The organism is Kyrpidia sp., from assembly GCF_023512215.1.
Classification (GTDB): domain Bacteria; phylum Bacillota; class Bacilli; order Kyrpidiales; family Kyrpidiaceae; genus Kyrpidia; species Kyrpidia spormannii.
This window is the reverse complement of record NZ_JAILZZ010000032.1, coordinates 1-19,226: the sequence shown is the minus strand read 5'-3', so window position 1 is coordinate 19,226 and position 19,226 is coordinate 1. Positions and strand designations below refer to the sequence as shown.

General features: G+C 57.6%; 14 protein-coding genes. 10 read left to right on the top strand and 4 right to left on the bottom strand.

Features of this window, described 5'->3' with window-relative positions:
• Positions 1-99 precede the first annotated feature (99 nt).
• Both K6T64_RS11375 and K6T64_RS11370 read left to right on the top strand, forming a co-directional pair.
• Positions 100-900 (top strand): hypothetical protein, encoded by an 801-nt coding sequence (locus K6T64_RS11375; protein ID WP_288010240.1) that lies wholly within the window; start codon positions 100-102, stop codon positions 898-900.
• Positions 897-2,753 (top strand): DEAD/DEAH box helicase, encoded by a 1,857-nt coding sequence (locus tag K6T64_RS11370; protein ID WP_288010238.1) that lies wholly within the window; start codon positions 897-899, stop codon positions 2,751-2,753. The genes K6T64_RS11375 and K6T64_RS11370 overlap by 4 nt, the downstream gene beginning before the upstream one ends.
• Here K6T64_RS11370 and K6T64_RS11365 read toward each other — a convergent pair whose 3' ends face one another.
• Positions 2,754-3,521 carry an SIR2 family NAD-dependent protein deacylase gene (locus tag K6T64_RS11365; RefSeq protein ID WP_288010236.1) on the bottom strand — a complete coding sequence of 256 codons (768 nt, stop codon included), beginning with the start codon at positions 3,519-3,521 and terminating at the stop codon, positions 2,754-2,756. It lies immediately after the preceding gene.
• A gap of 287 nt (positions 3,522-3,808) precedes the next feature.
• Here K6T64_RS11365 and K6T64_RS11360 point away from each other — a divergent pair, with 287 nt between their 5' ends.
• From K6T64_RS11360 to K6T64_RS11340, 5 genes are all read left to right on the top strand, one after another.
• Positions 3,809-4,321, top strand: a complete 513-nt coding sequence (locus K6T64_RS11360) for a DUF16 domain-containing protein (protein WP_288010234.1) — start codon at positions 3,809-3,811, stop codon at positions 4,319-4,321.
• A gap of 149 nt (positions 4,322-4,470) precedes the next feature.
• Positions 4,471-5,187: a TetR/AcrR family transcriptional regulator gene (locus K6T64_RS11355; protein ID WP_288010233.1), complete on the top strand. Its 717-nt coding sequence runs from the start codon at positions 4,471-4,473 to the stop codon at positions 5,185-5,187.
• Complete coding sequence (locus tag K6T64_RS11350; RefSeq protein WP_288010232.1) at positions 5,171-6,466, top strand: HlyD family secretion protein; 1,296 nt, start codon at positions 5,171-5,173, stop codon at positions 6,464-6,466. Before K6T64_RS11355 ends, K6T64_RS11350 begins: the two co-directional genes overlap by 17 nt.
• Positions 6,463-7,233, top strand: coding sequence for an ABC transporter ATP-binding protein (locus K6T64_RS11345; RefSeq protein ID WP_100668609.1), 771 nt, complete (start codon positions 6,463-6,465; stop codon positions 7,231-7,233). Before K6T64_RS11350 ends, K6T64_RS11345 begins: the two co-directional genes overlap by 4 nt.
• A complete protein-coding gene (locus K6T64_RS11340) occupies positions 7,230-8,393 on the top strand; it encodes an ABC transporter permease (RefSeq protein ID WP_197945629.1) in 1,164 nt (387 codons plus the stop codon). The genes K6T64_RS11345 and K6T64_RS11340 overlap by 4 nt, the downstream gene beginning before the upstream one ends.
• 161 nt (positions 8,394-8,554) lie before the next feature.
• Here K6T64_RS11340 and K6T64_RS11335 read toward each other — a convergent pair whose 3' ends face one another.
• A complete protein-coding gene (locus K6T64_RS11335) occupies positions 8,555-14,506 on the bottom strand; it encodes a DUF3320 domain-containing protein (RefSeq protein ID WP_288010229.1) in 5,952 nt (1,983 codons plus the stop codon).
• A 244-nt stretch (positions 14,507-14,750) separates the two neighbouring features.
• On the opposite strand from K6T64_RS11335, the gene K6T64_RS11330 reads away from it, so the two are divergent.
• Entirely contained in the window at positions 14,751-15,545 is a 795-nt protein-coding gene (locus K6T64_RS11330; RefSeq protein ID WP_288010227.1) for an ABC transporter ATP-binding protein, read from the top strand.
• Entirely contained in the window at positions 15,542-16,318 is a 777-nt protein-coding gene (locus K6T64_RS11325; RefSeq protein WP_013076672.1) for an ABC transporter permease, read from the top strand. The genes K6T64_RS11330 and K6T64_RS11325 overlap by 4 nt, the downstream gene beginning before the upstream one ends.
• A 28-nt stretch (positions 16,319-16,346) precedes the next feature.
• Here the strand turns inward: K6T64_RS11325 and K6T64_RS11320 are convergent, their stop codons facing one another.
• Positions 16,347-17,324: a DMT family transporter gene (locus K6T64_RS11320; RefSeq protein WP_288010225.1), complete on the bottom strand. Its 978-nt coding sequence runs from the start codon at positions 17,322-17,324 to the stop codon at positions 16,347-16,349.
• Positions 17,325-17,326: 2 nt separating this feature from the next.
• Positions 17,327-18,715: an amino acid permease gene (locus K6T64_RS11315; protein ID WP_288010224.1), complete on the bottom strand. Its 1,389-nt coding sequence runs from the start codon at positions 18,713-18,715 to the stop codon at positions 17,327-17,329.
• A gap of 186 nt (positions 18,716-18,901) precedes the next feature.
• Between K6T64_RS11315 and K6T64_RS11310 the strand changes: the two genes are divergently transcribed.
• Positions 18,902-19,226, top strand: a 325-nt coding sequence (locus K6T64_RS11310; RefSeq protein ID WP_288010222.1) for a recombinase family protein, incomplete at its 3' end; no start/stop codon positions are given.

Below are 19,226 nucleotides of genomic sequence, written 5' to 3'. Positions count from 1 at the left end.
CATACGTCTTGTCATATGGAAATATTAAATCTAAACTTAACACTATAAATTGACATATCGGTGATGCCCATGCTCTTGCACCTGTGGCCGTATTCACTCATGCCGTTTGAGGCACCAGTCAGGCAGAGGCTGGAATGCTTAGAATCCAGGCTGCGGAGAAGCTCGAACACTTCCGTTCAAATCCGCCATTATACTCAGTGGCTGAGGGAAGACGGAATCTATGTCCCTTCCCGAGTCACGTTGTACCACGATTTTCTACGTTATCAGGCGCTCTATGATGACGTCGAATACCACAATGGCCAGCCGTATCTGACCCTCAACCCGGCTGCCGGCATCGACGCACGCCGCTGGTTCATGGGATTTGCTTGGGGAGAGCATGCTCTAAAACAACCCGTGTCTTCGAGTATTGCCCGTTGTCTTCTGATGGCCATGCGAGCTCGGCAGGAAGTCCTATTTCCCTATGAATCCCCGCGAGGAATGTCTTACCGAATCCATCGAGGAGTGCCTATAGGAATCCTCAGTGGTACCGATTCTGCTTACATGCGTTTATGGATGGCGGACGGACGAGTGATGCATTTTGACTTGGCGCGCATTCGCGGTTTGGTAAAATGGACGTATGGATCGCTGGCCGACTACCAAGCACCTTCGGACGACCCGATCCGTTATCTGAACGTCGAACTCTCTGACGAACGTCTCTTTCACTACCTGACCAATCAATTCCCCGGTCTTGTTCGAGAAGGACCAAAGAGAGCAGTGTTGAGGCTTCCGCTGTCCCAGTGTTACATGACGGCCGACATCATTGAGTCCTGGGTTCGCCGGCACGCAAATGTTGACCGTGAAGCCAACCGGTCTGTGGATCTTGGACCGGAATCCACTTTGAAGATCGAGGTGTCGACATGAACACGACCTTCACAATCCCCGCCCACGGTGTGGCGATTGGGGCCAATGGCCTGTCCGAGATTCAAACAGCATTGGTGGAGTCCTACTATCCCATCCGGATCTGCGGGGCCCCGACCGGCGCCGGAAAAACCTATGCGTTTCTTCAAGCGGCACGTAGCGGACAGTTTGTCGTATTCGTGGTTCCGACCCAAGCCCTGGCCGCCGATATTGAGCAAACCTGTCGCAAGCAAAACGTTTCTCATCGACGTTGGGATGCCGTCGAGTCCAAGAAATTGGCATCCTCCGGCAAAGATGTTTATGAGACTCGGTTGTCCGATGTCGAGGAACTGGAGAGAACGGGCGGTCTTCTCGTCACTACTCCTGAATCCCTGGCACAAGTTCTGCATGGTCGCTATTTTTTCGCAGGAGTACCGCTCCGGACCTCAGGTTTGCTGGGTGCGGCAGATCACCTGGTGTTCGACGAGGCGCACACCTATACTGAGCGTGGATTTGGATTTTTAAGCTTTTGGCTGACCGCGATCGCCTACCGAAGCAAGATAGATCCGAACACTGTTAAACCGAAACTCACTCTTCTTTCGGCCACCCACAGTAACCTGTTTGAGGAATGGTTGAAGGACAAAGATGTTCCGCCCTCTTCGTGGATCGCTCTGGACGAGCACATTACCGAGAAGCCCACTCCAAACTTTCGCTGGCTGCACGGGGATGTACAAGTTTCGGTCACAGACGTCCCCATTCTCGATCTTTTTTTCCAGTACGGCGAGGAAAAACTGTTAAAGAACCGCCGTGTGTTGCTCTTGTATGACAGTTTGTGGGCCATGCTTCATGATTTGAAAAGACTGTCTTCAAATCTGTCTGCCTTCGGGATCACTAAGGAAGAGGTGTTTGTCGTCGACGCCCAGGATAAACAGTCGGCCTATACGTTAGGCAGCGAAAGTTTTCGAAGCGGACTGGAACCGGAAGAGCACCACCGCCTCATCATCGGGACATCGGCCATTGAGATGGGCGTCAATTACCCGGATCTGACCTGTGCCTTTCTCCAACCGGGCATTGACGCAGCTTCTTTGGTACAGCGCATCGGCCGCGTGGCACGTGGAAACTATCGCGGTGAAATTTTCATCTCATCCGCGGGTAACGAGGTTCCGGCGCATATTGTTTCCATGAAAGATCTGAGCGGCATTGTTCCGATTGAGGAGTTGAGAAGCCGACTATCCCCACTGAGAACCATCCATCCAACTCGCGCCAAAGCGCTTGGCAGTGCCTATTGGTCCTTTCTCGAACAACAACCCGGACATTTGCGCGATTTTCTCGTAAAAGCCCATGGTACGCTCAGTACTACTTCCACTCCCGGCGGGTTGTTGAACGCCATCAGGGCAAAGATCAAGAATGGTCGGTCGAGGCATAGGCGTGAACTAGAGACATGGCTGCATGGGATTGACAGAGCCTTAGGATCTTTGCGTGATTTTTCTCCGACGGTTCGTGTCCAGTTTGGAATGGAGGCTAACATTGTGGAATATTCGCGGGACTGGATGGAGCGCTATGTCAACTGCCGAGCAGCTGTGGTGAGTGACGATGGGGTGTGGCGGTTTCCCGGACCCCGCGATCAGTTTTTGCGCGAGCGTCCGGAGCCCGTGATCCGGTATGCTCTGCACCCCTTTGGTCCACCCATCCAAATCGTCGTGGATCATCGGCCTTCCAACAGCACTGTCCAACGATTTCTTTCGGCTCCGGCGGTGCAGTCTCTTTCGGGAGAAGACCGAAACCTGTGGGAGTTGATCGAAAAATTTGTTCGTGAGACGGGGCTGCTCGTCTTCCAACATGACGACTTACCACCCGGTGATTCACTCGTTATTTGATCAATGTTTCGCCCCCTGAGCAATCCCCATCTCCCGATCGATGGCCGCCAGCACTTCCCCGGCCTTGCCGATGAGGACCTCGTCGAACAGAGCTCTCTGCTCGGTGGGCTCGAGGTTGATGAGCACGCGTTTGCCCTGGCTGAGGGCCGGCAACTGGTTCACCGGGTAGACCTCGAGGCTGGTGCCAATCACGAGGACCAAGTCTGCGGCGCGCATGGCGGTTTCCGCGGCGTTCCAGGCGTCCATGGGCAAGAGCTCCCCGAACATCACCACCCCCGGCCGAAGACGTCCCCGGCAGTGCGGACAGGGCTCGCCGCCGAGAAACTCCGCCTCTGTGGCCGGTTGTCCGCAATCCAGACAATAAAACCGCCGCAGAGACCCGTGCAGTTCATGAACCACGCGGCTGCCGGCCATTTGGTGAAAGCCGTCGATGTTCTGGGTGGCCACCGCCTGAAGGCGGCCCGCCTTCTCCCACCGGGCCAGGATCTCATGCCCAAGGTGGGGCCGGTGCTTTTTGATCTCGTCGATGCGCTTCCGGTAAAATTCCCGCACCCTCGGGTAATTGGTCTCCAAGGCCTCCACCGTCGCCACCTCCCGGGGGTCGACCTGGGCCCAAAGCCCGCCCTGGGAGCGAAAATCGGGAATCCCGCTCTCGGTGGACATCCCGGCCCCGGTCAGCGCCACGGCCCGGCTGGCCTCCCGAAGCCACTCCGCCACCCGGCGAATCCCGTCATCCTTCGGTTCGCGTTCCCGTTCGCCCAACGTCATCCCGCCTCCTATTCCAACAGGCTGTGAAAATCCGGAGCGGCCATGGTCGCCCGGAATGGAATCAAAAACATCCGCCGCCCCTGTGTTTATTCTAACATGGGAACGAGTGGATCCACAGCCGCTGAGCCGACCTCGCCGACCTCGACAAAAATCGACGATCGGGGGAGACCGCGTCTTTCCCATGGCTCTCTTGTCCATTGTCTCCGGGTTTTGGCGAAGGGATCAATTTTGTTCTTCCCCGCTTTTCGCGTACAATAGCAGCCAGGAAACCCGGGGGAGGGTGTGCCATGGAACGGTTTAATGGGGAAAAGAACCAGATCATTCAGGCCATTCTAGAGCTCAGTGACATGCTGATCCAGTTCCGCGACGAGGTCCGGGAACGTTTCGCGGACATGGATCGCCGCTTTGAACAGATCGAAGCACGCCTGGATCGGCTGGAGCAGCGCCAAGATCGCATCGAGGAGCGGTTGGACCGCATTGAGGAGCGGCTGGACCGCGTCGAGGAGCGGCTGGACCGCGTCGAGGAGCGACTGGACCGCGTCGAGGAGCGGCTGGACCGCGTCGAGGAGCGGCTGGACCGCATTGAGGAGCGGCTGGACCGTGTGGAAACAACCGTGCAAGAAATACAGGCTGACTTGACCGCGTTGAAAACCCAGGTGGACCAAATGGATACGCGACTCGCCGGTGTGGAACAGAAAGTCGAGAAGATCCACGATCGCGTCGAATACTTGAAAGAAAAAGTCATGGAACACGACCAAGATATTTTCCAGATTAACCGTAAGCTTTCCGGACGGGCATGACCGTTAAAGGACCGAAAACATCGTTCGGTCCTTTCTCTTCGATGCACACCCTCCCTTTTCGCGATCCCTCGCAGTTCATCAAGACTTCTTGACAACCTCCATTCAACCGGCCCATAATCTGAGTGAGTACTCAATTAGGAGTGATGCCGGTGAAGAAACCCGGAGTCTCCGACCCTTTTCACCTCTTTGCCGACGAGGACATGACAGAAAAGCACTGGCGGATCCTGGAGGCGGCCATACGGGTATTTTCCGAAAAAGGATTCAGCGCAGCTCGGACCCGGGAAATCGCGGAAGAAGCCGGCGTCTCCGAGGGAACTGTATTCAACTATTTTAAGACGAAAAAAGACTTGCTCACAGGATTGCTGCTGCCTCTGGTTGCCCGGTATTTTCGCCCTCTGTTGGCCCGCAGTGTGGAGAACATCCTCAACCGCCGGGGCCATGAACCTTTTGATCAGGTCCTGTTTGACATCATGAAAGACCGGGTTCAACTGATCGAGAAGAACTGGCCCCTCATCAAAACGGTGGCGGCCGAAGCGGCATTTCACCCGGAACTGCTCGACCCGGTCCGGACCCGGGTGGCGCCGTACATGATCGCCTTGGTCACAGAATGGTTTCAGGGGGAAAAATCCCGGGGAACGGTTCGGGATGTCGATGACACCACCGCCCTCCGGGTGTTCATCAGTATGATCGTGGGCTATGTGCTCGCCCGAAAGGCTTTCCCCGAGGGACTCCCTTTGGAGTCGGGCACTGTCCCCTGGGAGGCTGACGACGTGGAGATCCGCCGGATGCTCGACATCTATCTCCACGGCATCGCGCGCCCAATAGAACCCCGGAAAGGAGGGAGTGCTCATGCACCGGAAAACTGATCTGAAAAACCTCCTGGTCGGCGCCGGGATAAGAGCGGCCGGCCACGTTCAGTGGCGGGGTCGGCGGCGTAAAGCCCGGCCCTCACCCCTGGCAGCCTGGTTGACTCCTGTGACCGCCCTGCTGCTCGGCTCCACCCTTCTCGCCGGCTGCGGGGCGGCCCAGGGATCGACATTTTCCGGCATCATCGAGGGCACCGAGATTCCCATACAAACGGAGGTGGGCGGCACAGTCCAGAGCCTGCCCGTGGCCGAAGGGGCATCCGTCAAAAAAGGCCAGCTGCTGGTCGCCTTGGATGATCAATCGTATCAACTTCAGGTGCAGGGGGCCCAAGCCGGCGTGGACGCCGCTCTCGCCGCCCTTCGGGACGCCCAGGCCGGGAGCCGGGCCCAGGAAATCGCCGCCGCCATGGCCGCCGTCGATCAAACCCGGGCCCTGGCCGATCAGTCCGCCGCCAACAGCAAGGCCGCCGGGGAACAAGTGAACGCGTTGATTGCCAACCAGAGTCAGTTGATGAGCAACCTCAAAGGGGCCCAAGATACCTTGGCTTACCAGCAACAACAGCTCGCCCGGGTCCAGGCCCTGCAAAAGGCCGGGGCAGCCACCCAGCAACAGGTGGATGCCGCCCAGCAGGCGGTCAATCAGGCCCAGACCCAGGTGGATAACCTCCAGGCCCAACTTCAAGGCATTCAGGCCCAGATCCGCCAAGCGCAGAATGCCCAGGCGGCCGCCCAGAGCGGATACGCCTCGGCTCTGGCCAATGAACGCTCCGCCCAAGCCAAACTCGACCTGCTCAAAGCCGGGGCCACCGACCAGCATCTCAAACAATTGATCGCCATGAAAGATCAGGCGGACGCGAAACTGGCCGAGGCCAGACGGCAACTCGAAAAAACCCGGGTGACCGCCCCGGAGGATGGGGTCTTCCTTCGCCGGGATGTCGAGGTGGGCCAGGTGGTCAAGCCCGGCGCCACCTTGGGCGTGCTCCTCAAAAAAGATGAACTGAAAGTGGTGATCTATGTACCCGAAGCAGATTTGGGGCGGGTGAAACTGGGTCAACCGGCCGCCATCCGGGTGGACGCCTATCCCGGGGAAACGTTCTCCGGCCGGGTTTCCGTCATCGCCGACCGGGCGGAGTTTACGCCGAAAAATGTGCAGACACCCGATGAGCGCGCCAAGATGGTGTTTGCGGTGACGGTGGAGATCACGTCGGGCCTGGATCGCTTGCGGGCGGGGATGCCTGCGGATGTGGTCCTGGGCGGTCCGGCGGGAGGTGCGTCATGAAGGAAATCGACGAACCGGCCATCACCTGTACAGACCTGACAAAACAATTCGGCTCCCGAATCGCCGTGGACCGGGTTTCCCTCACCATTCCTCGGGGGGCGATTTACGGTTTTCTCGGTCCGAACGGATCGGGAAAATCCACCACCATCCGGATGCTCTGCGGGGTGCTGACCCCGACCTCAGGGACCGGCCGGGTGCTGGGCTACGATATCGTTCGGGATGCCGAGGAAATCAAGGCCCGAATCGGCTACATGTCCCAGCGGTTCAGCCTCTACGAGGAGCTGACGGTGATGGAGAACCTCGATTTTTACGCACGAATCTACGGGCTCTCCGGACCCCGGGTCCGAGAGCGCAAGGAGGAACTGATCGCCCTGGCCGGTCTGACCGGCCGGGAGAAACAGCGGGCCGGCTCCCTCTCCGGCGGTTGGAAGCAGCGGCTGGCCCTCTCCTGTGCCCTCCTTCATGAGCCTGAGTTGCTGATCCTTGATGAACCCACCGCCGGCGTCGATCCCGTATCAAGGAGAATTTTCTGGAATTTGATCCACGACCTGGCCAAAACCGGGGTCACCGTCCTGGTGAGTACCCATTACATGGACGAAGCCGAAACCTGCGACCGGATCGGGTTTATTTTCTTCGGGAAACTGCTGGTGGACGGAACGCCGGAGGAACTCAAGCGGCAATTCGGGACATCGACCTTGGATGATGTGTTTATCCAGCTCGTTTCCTCCCAGGAACACCCTCTCGGCAATGGAGGGGGCACGGCATGAGCGACAAAGGGAAGCAGGGTCGGTCGTCCTTTCAGTGGAACCGCTTGATGGCCATTGTGCGGAAAGAATTCTTACAAATCCGGCGGGACCCCGCGAGCCTGGCCATCGCTTTGGCCATGCCGTTGTTGATGCTGCTCCTGTTCGGATACGCCGTGAACACCGACGTGGACCACCTGTCGATGGGGGTGTGGGATCAGGCAAAGACGGCGCAAAGTCGGGAGTTGGTGCAAAATCTGACCAACACCGGATATTTTGACGAGCGATATCAAGTGGAGGGGTATGGGGAGCTCCAGGAGTTGATGGACAGCGGTCAAATCAAAGTGGGATTGGTGATTCCCCGGGACTACAGCAAGGCTTTGGACACCCGGCAACCGGTGGACGTGCAGGTCCTGGTGGACGGAACGGACCCGAACGCCGCCCGGACAGCCCTGGCCAATGCCCAATTGATTCTCCAGAATCGGGCGATGGAGGAACAACAAGCCCAGTTGTCGGCGGAGGGTCTGGGTAATGTTCAGATTCCCATTCAGGTGCAAGCCCGGGTGCTCTACAATCCGAACATGAAAAGTCTGTTGTTTAATATCCCGGCACTGATCGGCCTGATCATGCAAAATGTCACGGCGATTTTGACGGCCTTTGCGATTGTCCGGGAGCGGGAGCGAGGGACCATGGAGCAGCTGATCGTCACTCCGGTGAGGCCGAGTGAGTTGATCGTGGGGAAACTGACGCCTTACGTCCTGATCGGAATGTTTTCCTTTGTCTTGGTGTTGGCTGCGGGCACCGCCTGGTTTGGCGTGCCGGTCAAAGGAAGTGTGGGGCTGTTGCTGATCCTGAGCCTGCTGTTCTTGGTCACCGCTTTGGCGATCGGGATCTTGATCTCCACCGTGGCCAAAACCCAGCTCCAGGCGATGCAGATGGCTTTCGCTTTCATCCTGCCGAGTGTGTTGTTGTCCGGGTTTATTTTTCCCCGGGAGACCATGCCCCTGGTGATCCAGTGGATCGGGGCGGTGATCCCACTGACCTATTTTCTCGAAATCCTGCGGGGGATCTTCTTGAAAGGAATCGGAATCGGGCAACTCTGGCAGGATACGGTGAGCCTGGCGATTTTCGCGGTGCTGTTTTGTACGGTCGCCGTTCTGCGTTTCCGCAAGCGGTTGGATTGAGGGGGAATGCAGCGGGGCCCCGCATGCCACCTGGAATGTTTGCCAATGGTTGGCCCGGAGGTGCGGGCGTTTGATCCGCCCTCCCCCCGGCACACCATGAGGCGGTCGCGTGCCACCTGAACCGACCTCCGCGACGCACTACCGCCAAATCGTCGCGGTAGTCAGCGGGACATGTCTCCGTTGTACACAACCCGTTCTCTGTCGGGCTCCCAACGTACGAAGCCGCGTTCGATGGCCTCATGCACACCCCGTTCCAGTGCCGTTTCCACCGCAGACCCTAAGCGCTGATACCCGAACAGCCTTGCGAGCTCCCGAATCAATTGGTCTTTGGGCAAACTGATCTGGCCTTCTAGAATATATTGGACCGCCGATGCCACTTCTTGAACGGGCAGGTCAGCAGCGTCCCGGCGTTCGGCATCCCCCTCGCTGATGCGAAACCGAATGTAGGTGGCGGGATCGACATCCCTCGGCCAGAAGAACGGCCTCTGGTCTTGGATTGTACACTTGGGGCGCATAAGTGTTACAACTTCGTCCAATCGCATCCGCAATCGGTGGCCAATCCGCTTAATTCCCCAAGCGCCCAGCACCCGGCGGTAAAGCAGGTCACCACTGATCGGTCCTTCCCCATCGATAACCTGCGCCAGTTGCTCCTTGATCAGTTGAGTATTCCCTTCGGCATAGAAATCATCGGTGGTTAAGGGCACCCGTTCAAGGACAACGGGCTGATAAACTTCGAGTTTGCCCTTTGTTGTGCGCGATGCGGGATCCTGCGGCTTGAACGAGGATTGTCGACTGACTGCCCGCCCGGGATCGGCCTCCTGGAGAGGAACAAAGGAGTTAAAAGCCGTGCGCTGAAGTTGCCCGTTTTTTCCTTTGGCGGGTTCGTCAGTCTGTTGTACCCTCGTGGCACCGGATTGTCCTGTCTTGGTTTCTGCCTCCCGGATGGCCTGCTGTATCCCCTCAAGAACCATGTCCGGATTTTCCCACCAGTCCATAGACCAAATGCGATAAATGTTCCAGCCCAATTGGTTCAGCATTCGTGGGCGTAAGACCTCACGATCTCGCGTCATATCGGTTTGGTGGTAGGTATGACCATCCGTTAGAATACCCAACAAATACCTGCCGGGATCTCGGGGATCCACGATTGCCAGATCGACCCGAAACCCGGATGTCCCCACGTGTTCGTGAACGCAATATCCCAGACCTCGGAGCCGTTCGGCCACGCTTGTCTCCAACCCGTCGGCAAGGCGCGCTTGGGATGTCACGGGCAGCGCCAAAGCCGTTTTTCCTCTCTCCGCATATTCGAGGAATGCTTTCAGTCCGGCCACGCCCCGGGAATTAATCCTAGAGCCCTCCATATGCTCAGGTCTCAATGTTGAAAATACGATCATTTCCTCGCGGGCCCGGGAGACGGCCACATTCAGGCGCCTCCATCCGCCCTCGCGGTTCAGCGGCCCAAAGTTCATGGTGACGTGCCCCGTCTCATCTGGACCATATCCGATCGAAAATAGAATGACGTCCCTTTCGTCGCCCTGAACATTTTCCAGGTTTTTAATAAGCAGGGGCTCGTGCATCCCGGCGGCGACAGATTCTAGATCCGGTTCCCTGGCAAACGCCTCATCCAAAAGATCCTCGATCAGATTCTTCTGCGGAAGGTTAAACGTCACGACACCAATGCTATGTTTTCGCAGTTCGGGGTCGCGAAGGCGCCGCAGGATCTCATCCACCACCGCAACGGCTTCCGCCCGGTTCTGCTTCGTCCGCCCGCGATCATAAAATCCGTCCACATGTACGCGTTTCACACTGGGCACAAGTTCATCGGGGGAGGGAAATGTGAGCAATTTGTTGTCATAATAATGGCGGTTGCTAAATGAAATCAGTCCTTCGCGACGGCTTCGATAATGCCACAGCAAGAATCCTTGCGGCATTCCGATGGCCAGGCAATCGTCCAAAACGCTCTCCAAATCCTCGGAAAGGTCCTTATCCTCGGAATCCCGGTTTGTTGACGTGAAGAAACTCGTCGGCGGAAGTTGATTCGGATCCCCCACCACGATGACGTTCCGCCCCCGGGCCATGGCACCCACCGCCTCACATGTGGGAACTTGTGAGGCTTCGTCAAAAATGACGAGGTCAAAAGGTGGTGCCGCGGGATCGAGATACTGGGCGACGGATATAGGAGACATTAACATACACGGGCAAACCCGGTTCAATACGTTGGGAATCTGACCAAATAAGTTACGCAGGGACACGCCGCGCCCGTGACCCCGGATCGCACGCATCAACACCCCAAGTTCCGAGGAATTGTGGACCTTCTCTCCGGGATTTGGGATACGTCTGGCCAGGCGGGCCACGATTTCCTGCCGTGTCAAGTCCTCGTATTGGTCGACCATGCGGGTAAACCGCCGAATGCGTTCTTCGAACAGTTGACTGGAAAACTCGGCTAACTCCGGAGTGCGGTGCAACATGCTTTCTACACACGCTTTATATAAGGCACGGCGAAAAGATGGAACAATTTGGTCATTCTGCAATGTACCATTTTCATATGCCTGCACCAGAGAGGCAAGCCCCATATCGACCAGCTTGTTTCGAACTTTACGAAACGTACACCATTCGCGTAGACCCCCGATGTTCCCCAACCAGGTCCTGGTTTTCTGTTGCAGAGGACGAATCCAGTCTGCCCTCTCCCCTCCCCCCAGATCCTCGGACAAATCGATGTGCAGCAATTCGAACACTCGCTGTCGGGACTGGTCCAACTCTTCCTTTACGGCCATGAAGTTTCTCAGGATAGGTCCTCGCCGTTCGAGAAATACCCGTTTGCTATCGCGGAATAGTCGTCCCAATGCCTCTTGCAATCCCACACCGCCACTTGGCTGCACGGCAAAGGCATCGAATATCCGGGCCAGTTTTTCCCTCCAGCGGGCAACCCCCCGCACCGCCTCCCAGTCCGCCTCACCGTCATTCCAGAGGTTAGCACCGAGGAGCCCGGAATATTTCGCACCCCATTCGCGCACCGCCCGCTCCTCTTCCTGCAGGTGGACAATCTTCATCAAGTCTCGCTCCAGGCGATTTTTGTCCGGCTTCCCGCCTTTTGCGAGAAAGGGCTTAACCCTTTTGGCAATCCGCGCCCGCCTGAGAGTACGCGACATCCAGCCTACGCGACCAGCCTCTTGCCATTCCCTGAGCACCGATGCCGCGTCGAATTCGAGAACCTCCGGGAGGTAGTCTTTGTACACATCAGCACGTAATGAATCCCGCTTCACGCCGTGCTCTGAAACCCTCCGGAGACTTTCAACCAAATCCCTCCAATCCCCCGAGGTGATGAACCGGGCCGAGACCTCCGGCGTGTCCAACAGAACTGTGCAGAACCGATGGAGCAGTTCGGTTTCTTCGAGGGTGAAGGAAGGGGCACCTTTCCAGTCCAGAGCCCGCACGAGATCATGGAGGGCGGACTTACAGGCGTCGAGAGTTTGTTCCAGATGGCGCAAAGCGGCCTCTGCCTGGGATTTCAGGACGGCTGAATAATCAGCCCGTTGAATCTCTTTCAGCGGGTGGTCCCACGGGCCCCCGCACGCCTCCCCCGCAAGCCGCAATTCATTTGCCGCGTCCAAATATGCGTGCATCTGTTCCACAGACAATTGGTCGACGAGACGGCCGTCCACATGAACGACGTCCGGTGCGTTTCGGTCCCGATCGAATAATGTAATAGCATCGTAAATGGATAAACCGTGACTGTGCTTTCTGTGCAATGCCCGGGCATGACGGCTTAACTCTGCCCTCATTTTGCCCAGTCGTTCCGCTTCCTCGTGCCATTCGACTTGGGAGCGGGCTTTGCCCTGTTCCAACGCCACCCGCAGCTGATCCAACACAGCCCGCTTGTTATTCTTGGTCGAGTGAAGCTCAAGGCAGAAAGGACCGAGTCCGAGGTCAGAAAGACGTCGCTGAACCACGGTGAGGGCCGCCATTTTCGCAGCGACAAAGAGGACCGTTTTCCCCTGGGCCAAAGCGTTAGCGATGATGTTGGTGATGGTTTGCGATTTCCCCGTACCCGGTGGTCCGTGCAGAACGAAACTTTCGCCTTCGTGTGCCGCGGCCACCGCCCGGAACTGGGAGGCGTCCGCGCCAATGGGGACAAACAACTGGTCGGGGGAATATGTGTCCTCAAGACGATCCGACCGGTCAAAAACCCCTAGAGGTTGCCACTCTAACTTTCCGGACATCAGGCTGGCGACGACCGGGTTTTTAACCAGATCGGCCGTTCTATTCCGTAGATCATTCCACATCACGAACTGACCAAAGGAAAAGAGGCCGATGCAAGCCCGTTCTTCCACATCCCAACGCCGCTTGTTCATCACCATCTGCCGGACGTGGGTAAAGACTTTGCGCAGATGAATCCCCGACTCGTCTCGTGGCAGAGGATCGAGACCTTCAATCACTATCCCATGATCTTGTTTCAGCAGCTCCAGGAGCGTGATGTTAAACTGGGTTTCTTCATCCCGGCGGCGAATCGTAAACCCGACCCCGCGGTGCTTACGAACGATGTCAATGGGAACCATGACCATGGGCGCGTACCGCGGCTTCTCACTAACATCAGTTTCAAACCATTTTAAGAATCCGAGAGCCAGGTACAATGTATTGGCACCGTTCTCTTCAAGGGATAATTTCGCGGAGCGATAGATGTGAACACAGCGATCTTTCAGATCCACCTCCGACAAATCAGCACGAAGCCGACCGTGCTCCAGCTCCTGTTGAACAATCTGGGTCAGTTGGCTCCCCGGCTGGATCTGACGAAAATGCTGGGGATTCTGCGGGTTTTCGGTTACAAAGCCAGGAACGGGATGAAGCTCAAACTCCCGGCCCTGGGACAACACATCCTCTAACACGTCAAGTTCTGAGATAAGTAAAGGGATCGTCGATTTCTTACCGCGAAAGTTCAGCAGCGAATTGCGCAGCGATAGATCCAGGAGCCGACGTTCCCATTCCCTTTGTTTGGGGTGAACCCCCTGATCATTCTCGATGGGCGTGTCAAAGATATCGATCATCCGGGGGACGGCAAACTCTACAGTCTCCTGCATCGTGTCTTCTTCCACAGTCCAACCCGCATCTGTCTTCACACGAAGGGGGAGGGGACGGATGCCGTCCGCCCTCGACCGGGCGACATCCACAAAACAGATGAATTTTCCATCGTCCATTAGATGCGACTGGCCCAGCCGTTCGGCTTGTTCAAAAGACACCGGCGGACTGGAAGTCAACGCCGTGGACTCAACGACACAAATTTCACCCACCCCGTCCGCCAGGCGTTTTCTCAATAAAGAGATATCATCCTGCACACTTTCTGGAAACGTTTCCTTTACAAGCCACGCACCGACGAACGCATGACCTTGCACGAACACGATGAGCGGATGCAATCCAACTGCCTCGAGGCAAGCCGCGAAAAGGAGGGTGATATCGAGGCAATTTCCCATTCGATATGTACTCATGGTGTCCGGAAGACGAACGCGCTGTCCGCTCTCCTCAAAGCTGGGCGGGAGAACAGCGTAGGTGAACCCCTCTTTTTGTATGGTATGGTAAATAGCCGCCATTTGCATGCGGGCGCGATTCGGGTCTTGAGATTGATACCCATCAAAAGAAGGGCTTGAAATCCATTGACCGAGAATGTCGGCCGCTGCACGTATCAGTCTCCGCACTTCGGGATGATTGGGAGTCACGAAGGCCGAAATCATTTCCGGCAATGTCGTCAATCCGCCCCATTCATCAAAGGCGAGCAGATCAATGGGGAAAAACTCAACATGCAGGACGGCTTCGCCTTGGAGAATGGAAATCTCCAGTTCCCCCGCCAATCGCTCGGTCAATTCTGCAAGCACGCCCGGGGAAATTCGCAAATCCACCGGCCCCAGCACGATGGATTCACCGGCAGGAATCAGATCAATGGACGTGCTCCACTCGTCGGCGAATCCCCCGGTGTTCCGGATGCAAACCGTGACCCCATGCAAATCTTGAGAGGAGAGGTTTCTGATATACATTTCGCGAATGACCGGTATTCGGTTTTGTTGTAGGGCATAATTGACTGTCTTGCAATAGACGAGCTTAAATTCAATCACCGCTTGCTCTTCCAACGGGCCCACTTCCCCTTCCCACCGCTGAGTGCGACGATTATTTTCGGATCAAAAATATCTGCAATTTTAGCATACCGCACTTCTCTATGCGGGTAAATCCCCACGCTGTAATCCAATGCAAAACATCCAACCATCCCCAAAATGAGTGAAAGGAGGACGCCTTCACCGTCCTTTTGGAGGAATTCCAAAGACCCCTGTGGAATGATTCTATATGTGTACACACTCCGGAACAGGAGGATCGCACGTGGCGGACAGGATTTCCGACAATCAGGCCGTCCGGTTTGAAGAGGTGTCAAAAACTTTTGTAACCGCCCGGGGTCCGGTGAGGGCTCTTCGCGGGATCAGCGGGGAGGTGCCTGCCGGGGCGATCCTCACCTTGGTGGGGCCGTCGGGATCTGGCAAAAGTACGTTATTATCATTGGTCAACTTGATGGTCACACCGGATGAGGGCCGGGTGTTCGTATTTGGCCGGGAGGCCCGCGCGTGGGATCCGCCTGCTCTACGGCGCACCGCCGCCCTGGTGTTTCAGCGGCCTCCCGTGATTCCGGGGTCGGTGCGGGACAACCTCACCCTCGGCGCCCGGCTTCAGGGCCGACCCCTCGATCACCCGGAAGACTTCTTGGAAATGGTAGGGCTGCCCAGGGAGCTCCTCGATCAGGATGCGCGTGAATTATCCGGCGGTCAGTTGCAGCGGTTGGGCCTCGCCCGGGCACTGGTGTTGGAACCGCGCATTCTGTTGTTGGACGAAGTCACCTCCGCCCTGGATCCCTCTGCGGTGCGGGGGGTGGAGACTTTTCTGACCGATCTTTGTCATTCTCGCGGGGTGACGATCCTCTGGGTCACCCACGATCTGGACCAGGCCCGGCGGGTGGGGGATTGGACCTGGCTCATGGCGGCCGGGGAGATTATCGAGGCCAAAACCACGGAGGATTTTTTTATGCAGCCCGACAATCCTCTCACCCTTCGGTTCTTGGCGGGCGGACACATTCAACCGGGCGAAACGTCTGAGCCATTTACGACAAAAGGGGGGTCTGTATGAGTCTGCTCGCCTTATCGTTTACCCTTGGATTTGTCGTCCTGGCGCTGATCCTCTCCCTCTGGCAGCGCCTGGGGATGGAGAAAGACATGATCGTCTCCACAGTCCGGGCCACCATCCAGCTTCTCATCGTCGGATACATATTAAAGGTCGTCTTCAGCATCCAAGGTCCCGCCCTCATCCTCGCCATGATCCTCCTCATGCTGGTGGTGGCCACCTTTAACGCCGCCAAGCGCGGCCGGGGCATGCCGGGGATCCACCTGCGGATCCTGTTCGCCCTCACCTTAACCGAGGCGGTGACCCAAGCGTTCCTTCTCCTCATGCGAATTGTGCCGCCCACCCCGCAATATGTGATTCCAATCAGCGGGATGATCATCGGCAACGCCATGGTGGTGGCCGGCCTGTTTCTCAATCGGCTTCGGGCGGAGGCGGAAAACCGCAAAGAAGAGATCAACCTGATCCTCTCCCTCGGCGGCACTCCACGTCAGGCGATCCAACCGGTGCTCAAGACGGCGGTGCGCGCCGGAATGATTCCCACGATCGACAGCACGAAAACCACCGGGCTGGTCCAGCTGCCGGGAATGATGACCGGACAAATTATCGCCGGGGCCGACCCGATCCAAGCCGTGCGGTACCAGCTTTTAATCCTCTTCGCCATTCTCGCCTCCGCCGCCCTCACCAGCATGGTCCTGGGGTTCCTGACATACCCGCGACTGTTCAACACGTATCAGCAGCTGGTGCTGCCGCCCCAGAATTCGGCCAAGCTCGGTTCTTAATGTCCCTTCGTCACCGAGCAACCCAAGGTCACTTGGGCCGGGCCAGCAGCACCACGGCAGCGAGGATGCACGCGGCCCCCGCCGCCCCGGTCATGCCCAGGTTCACGTGGAGAAACAGCGCCGCCGACACCACCGCCGAAAGTGGCTCGGCACTGGCCAAAAGGCTGGTCTCAGCCGGGGTTAGAAAACGCAGACTGGTGAGATAAAACAGAAACGCCACCAATGTGCCAAAGAACACAACAAAAGCGGTGAGGCCCCAGGCGATCCACCACGTCTCCCCGGGCACCGCCGGCCCGGGCTGAAGCGCCCCGCCCAGGGCCGGCACCGCCGCCCCCACCACCATCGCCCACCCCACCGTGGCCGACGCCCCGTAGCGGCGCAACAACCCTCCGGGGTACACCGTGTAAAAAGCCAAGGTCACGGCGGAGGCCAGCCCCCACACCACACTCGTCCAGGGCACAGTTAGCGCTTGGATCTGCCCGCCGGTCACAAGCAAAAACGTCCCCGCCAAGGCCAGACCAACCGCGGCGATTTGCCGAAGGCCGGGCATTCGCCGCGACCTCGCCGCCGCGTAAAGGACGATCATCGCCGGGGCCAGGTACTGGAGCAGCGTGGCCGTAGCGGCATTGCCCTCGGCCACCGAAGCAAAATACGAATACTGCACCCCCAGCATCCCGAAGATCCCAAACAGCGTTAACCTCAGCGCGTCCAGGGGATGCACGAGAGGCCCCAAAGCCGCCCGGGGCCCCGCAAACACCGCCGTCCCCAGCACCAAGATCATCCCGGATACCCCCATTCGCACGGTCACGAGCCACTCCGGGCGAAACCCCTCCCCCTGAAACAACACCTGAGCGGCCGTCCCGGACAGCCCCCAGAACACGGCCGCGGCCAACACCATAACAAAACCTTTTACCCGGCCGGATCGGGTCGTCCCGGGATAAGAACCCTCATCCACCGGAACACGTCCCGTCCGCCCCAACTCCCTGACTGTTCCATCGTATGCCAATTTCAAGGCCTCACTTCTCTGCGAGACTCGCGCCGGACAAACCCATATCCAACGAGCATCACGGCCATCGCCCCGAGACTTGTCCAAATCCCCAATCGCTGTTCGGCACTCATCATGATCAAGCCGATAATGACCGCCAACATAAGAATCCCGAGGCCGGTACTCACCGGATACCCCCAGGCGTGAAACGGCAATTTTTCCCATTCCGCCTTGGGCACCCGACGGTGAAATCCCACGTGGGCCACGAGGATCAACAACCAGACGAACAGGAAAGAAAACCCGGGAATAGACATCAAGTAGTTAAACACCTGATCGGGCCATTTGTACGCAATCCCCACCCCGATCCACAGAAAAATGGTACTGGCGAGCAAAGCCCGAATAGGTACCCGGCGACCGCTGAGCTTCATCAACCAGCCGGGGGCATACCCTTGCTGTCCGAGAGAATACAACATCCGGGACACGGCGTACATACCGGAGTTCATGCTGGAGAGCACCGCCGTCAACACGACAAAATTCATCACGTGGTCGACGAAGGGCACTCCCACCTGCCGAAAGACCATCACAAAGGGACTTTCCCCGGTCCCCACCGTGGTCCAAGGCACCAGGGCTACGATCACCAGAAGCGGCAACACGTAAAATAGGACCGTCCGCCACACCACTCCGACCATCGCCCGGGGAATGGTCCGGCCGGGGTCTCGGGTCTCCGCTGCCGTCAGCCCGATCATCTCACTGCCACCATAAGAAAACATCACCACCAGCAGCGCGCCGGCCAAACCGCTGAAGCCGGTGGGGAAAAATCCTCCGCGGGCGGTGAGGTTGCCGAACCCGATGGCCGGATGCCCTGGAACCGCGCCGACGAGAAGCAAAAACCCGAGCAGGGAAAAAAGAATGATGGTGACAATTTTGATCCCCGCAAACCAAAACTCAAATTCCCCGTAGGCGCGCACCTGAAACAAATTCACAATCGTCAACGCCAGGGAGATGATGAGGCTGAGGACCCACAGGGGGACCCCCTGAAGCCAAAAGTGTAAAAAGGTCGCCCCGGCGGTGCATTCCGCCGCCAAGACCAAAACCCAGCAAAACCAATACAGCCAACCGGCCAGATAGCCGAACATCGGCCCGACATACTGCCTGACATAGACCAAAAAGGATCCGGCCACCGGTTTGTGAATGGACATCTCCGCCAGGGCAAAAAGAACGAACAAAAGCAGAATTCCCCCCACGAGATAGTCCACCACCACCGCCGGCCCGGCCAAATGGATCGTCGAACCGCTGCCGAGAAACATCCCGGCGCCAATCACGCCGCCGAGGGACATCATCACGATGTGCCGGCTCAAAAGTCCCCGGGACAGGCCCGGAGTCCTTCCCTGTTCCATCGCCCCCTCTTGCAATGGCTCTCCCCCTTCGAAGTTTCTCTCGGATCCCGGGCTCCACAAAATCTCGCCCGTCAGGTCCTTTCCTTCCTTTAGTAGTATACAAAATCTGCGACTTCCGCGAACAGAAGAGAGGGTGATCAACAGCCTGGAAGTTTGTAAACATCTATAGACGAACATATGTTTCTGTTATACAATCGTCTCATGAAACTATCTGATTGGGCTAGACAACAAGGAATCTCCTACATGACCGCTTGGCGTTGGTGGAAAGACGGCAAGCTGCCTGTACCCGCCCGTCAGACCGAATCCGGCACGATCCTGGTGGATGTCCCTCCGAGCCGTAAAGGCGGCTGGACGGTTGTGTATGCCCGGGTGTCCTCTCACGACCAGAGGAGTGACTTGGACAGGCAAGTGTCTCGAATCACCCAGTGGGCAACCGAGCGAGATCTCGTCGTGGACGAGGTGGTGACGGAGGTCGGATCGGGGATGAACGGGAAACGTCCAAAGCTCCGGCGTATTTTGGCGGATG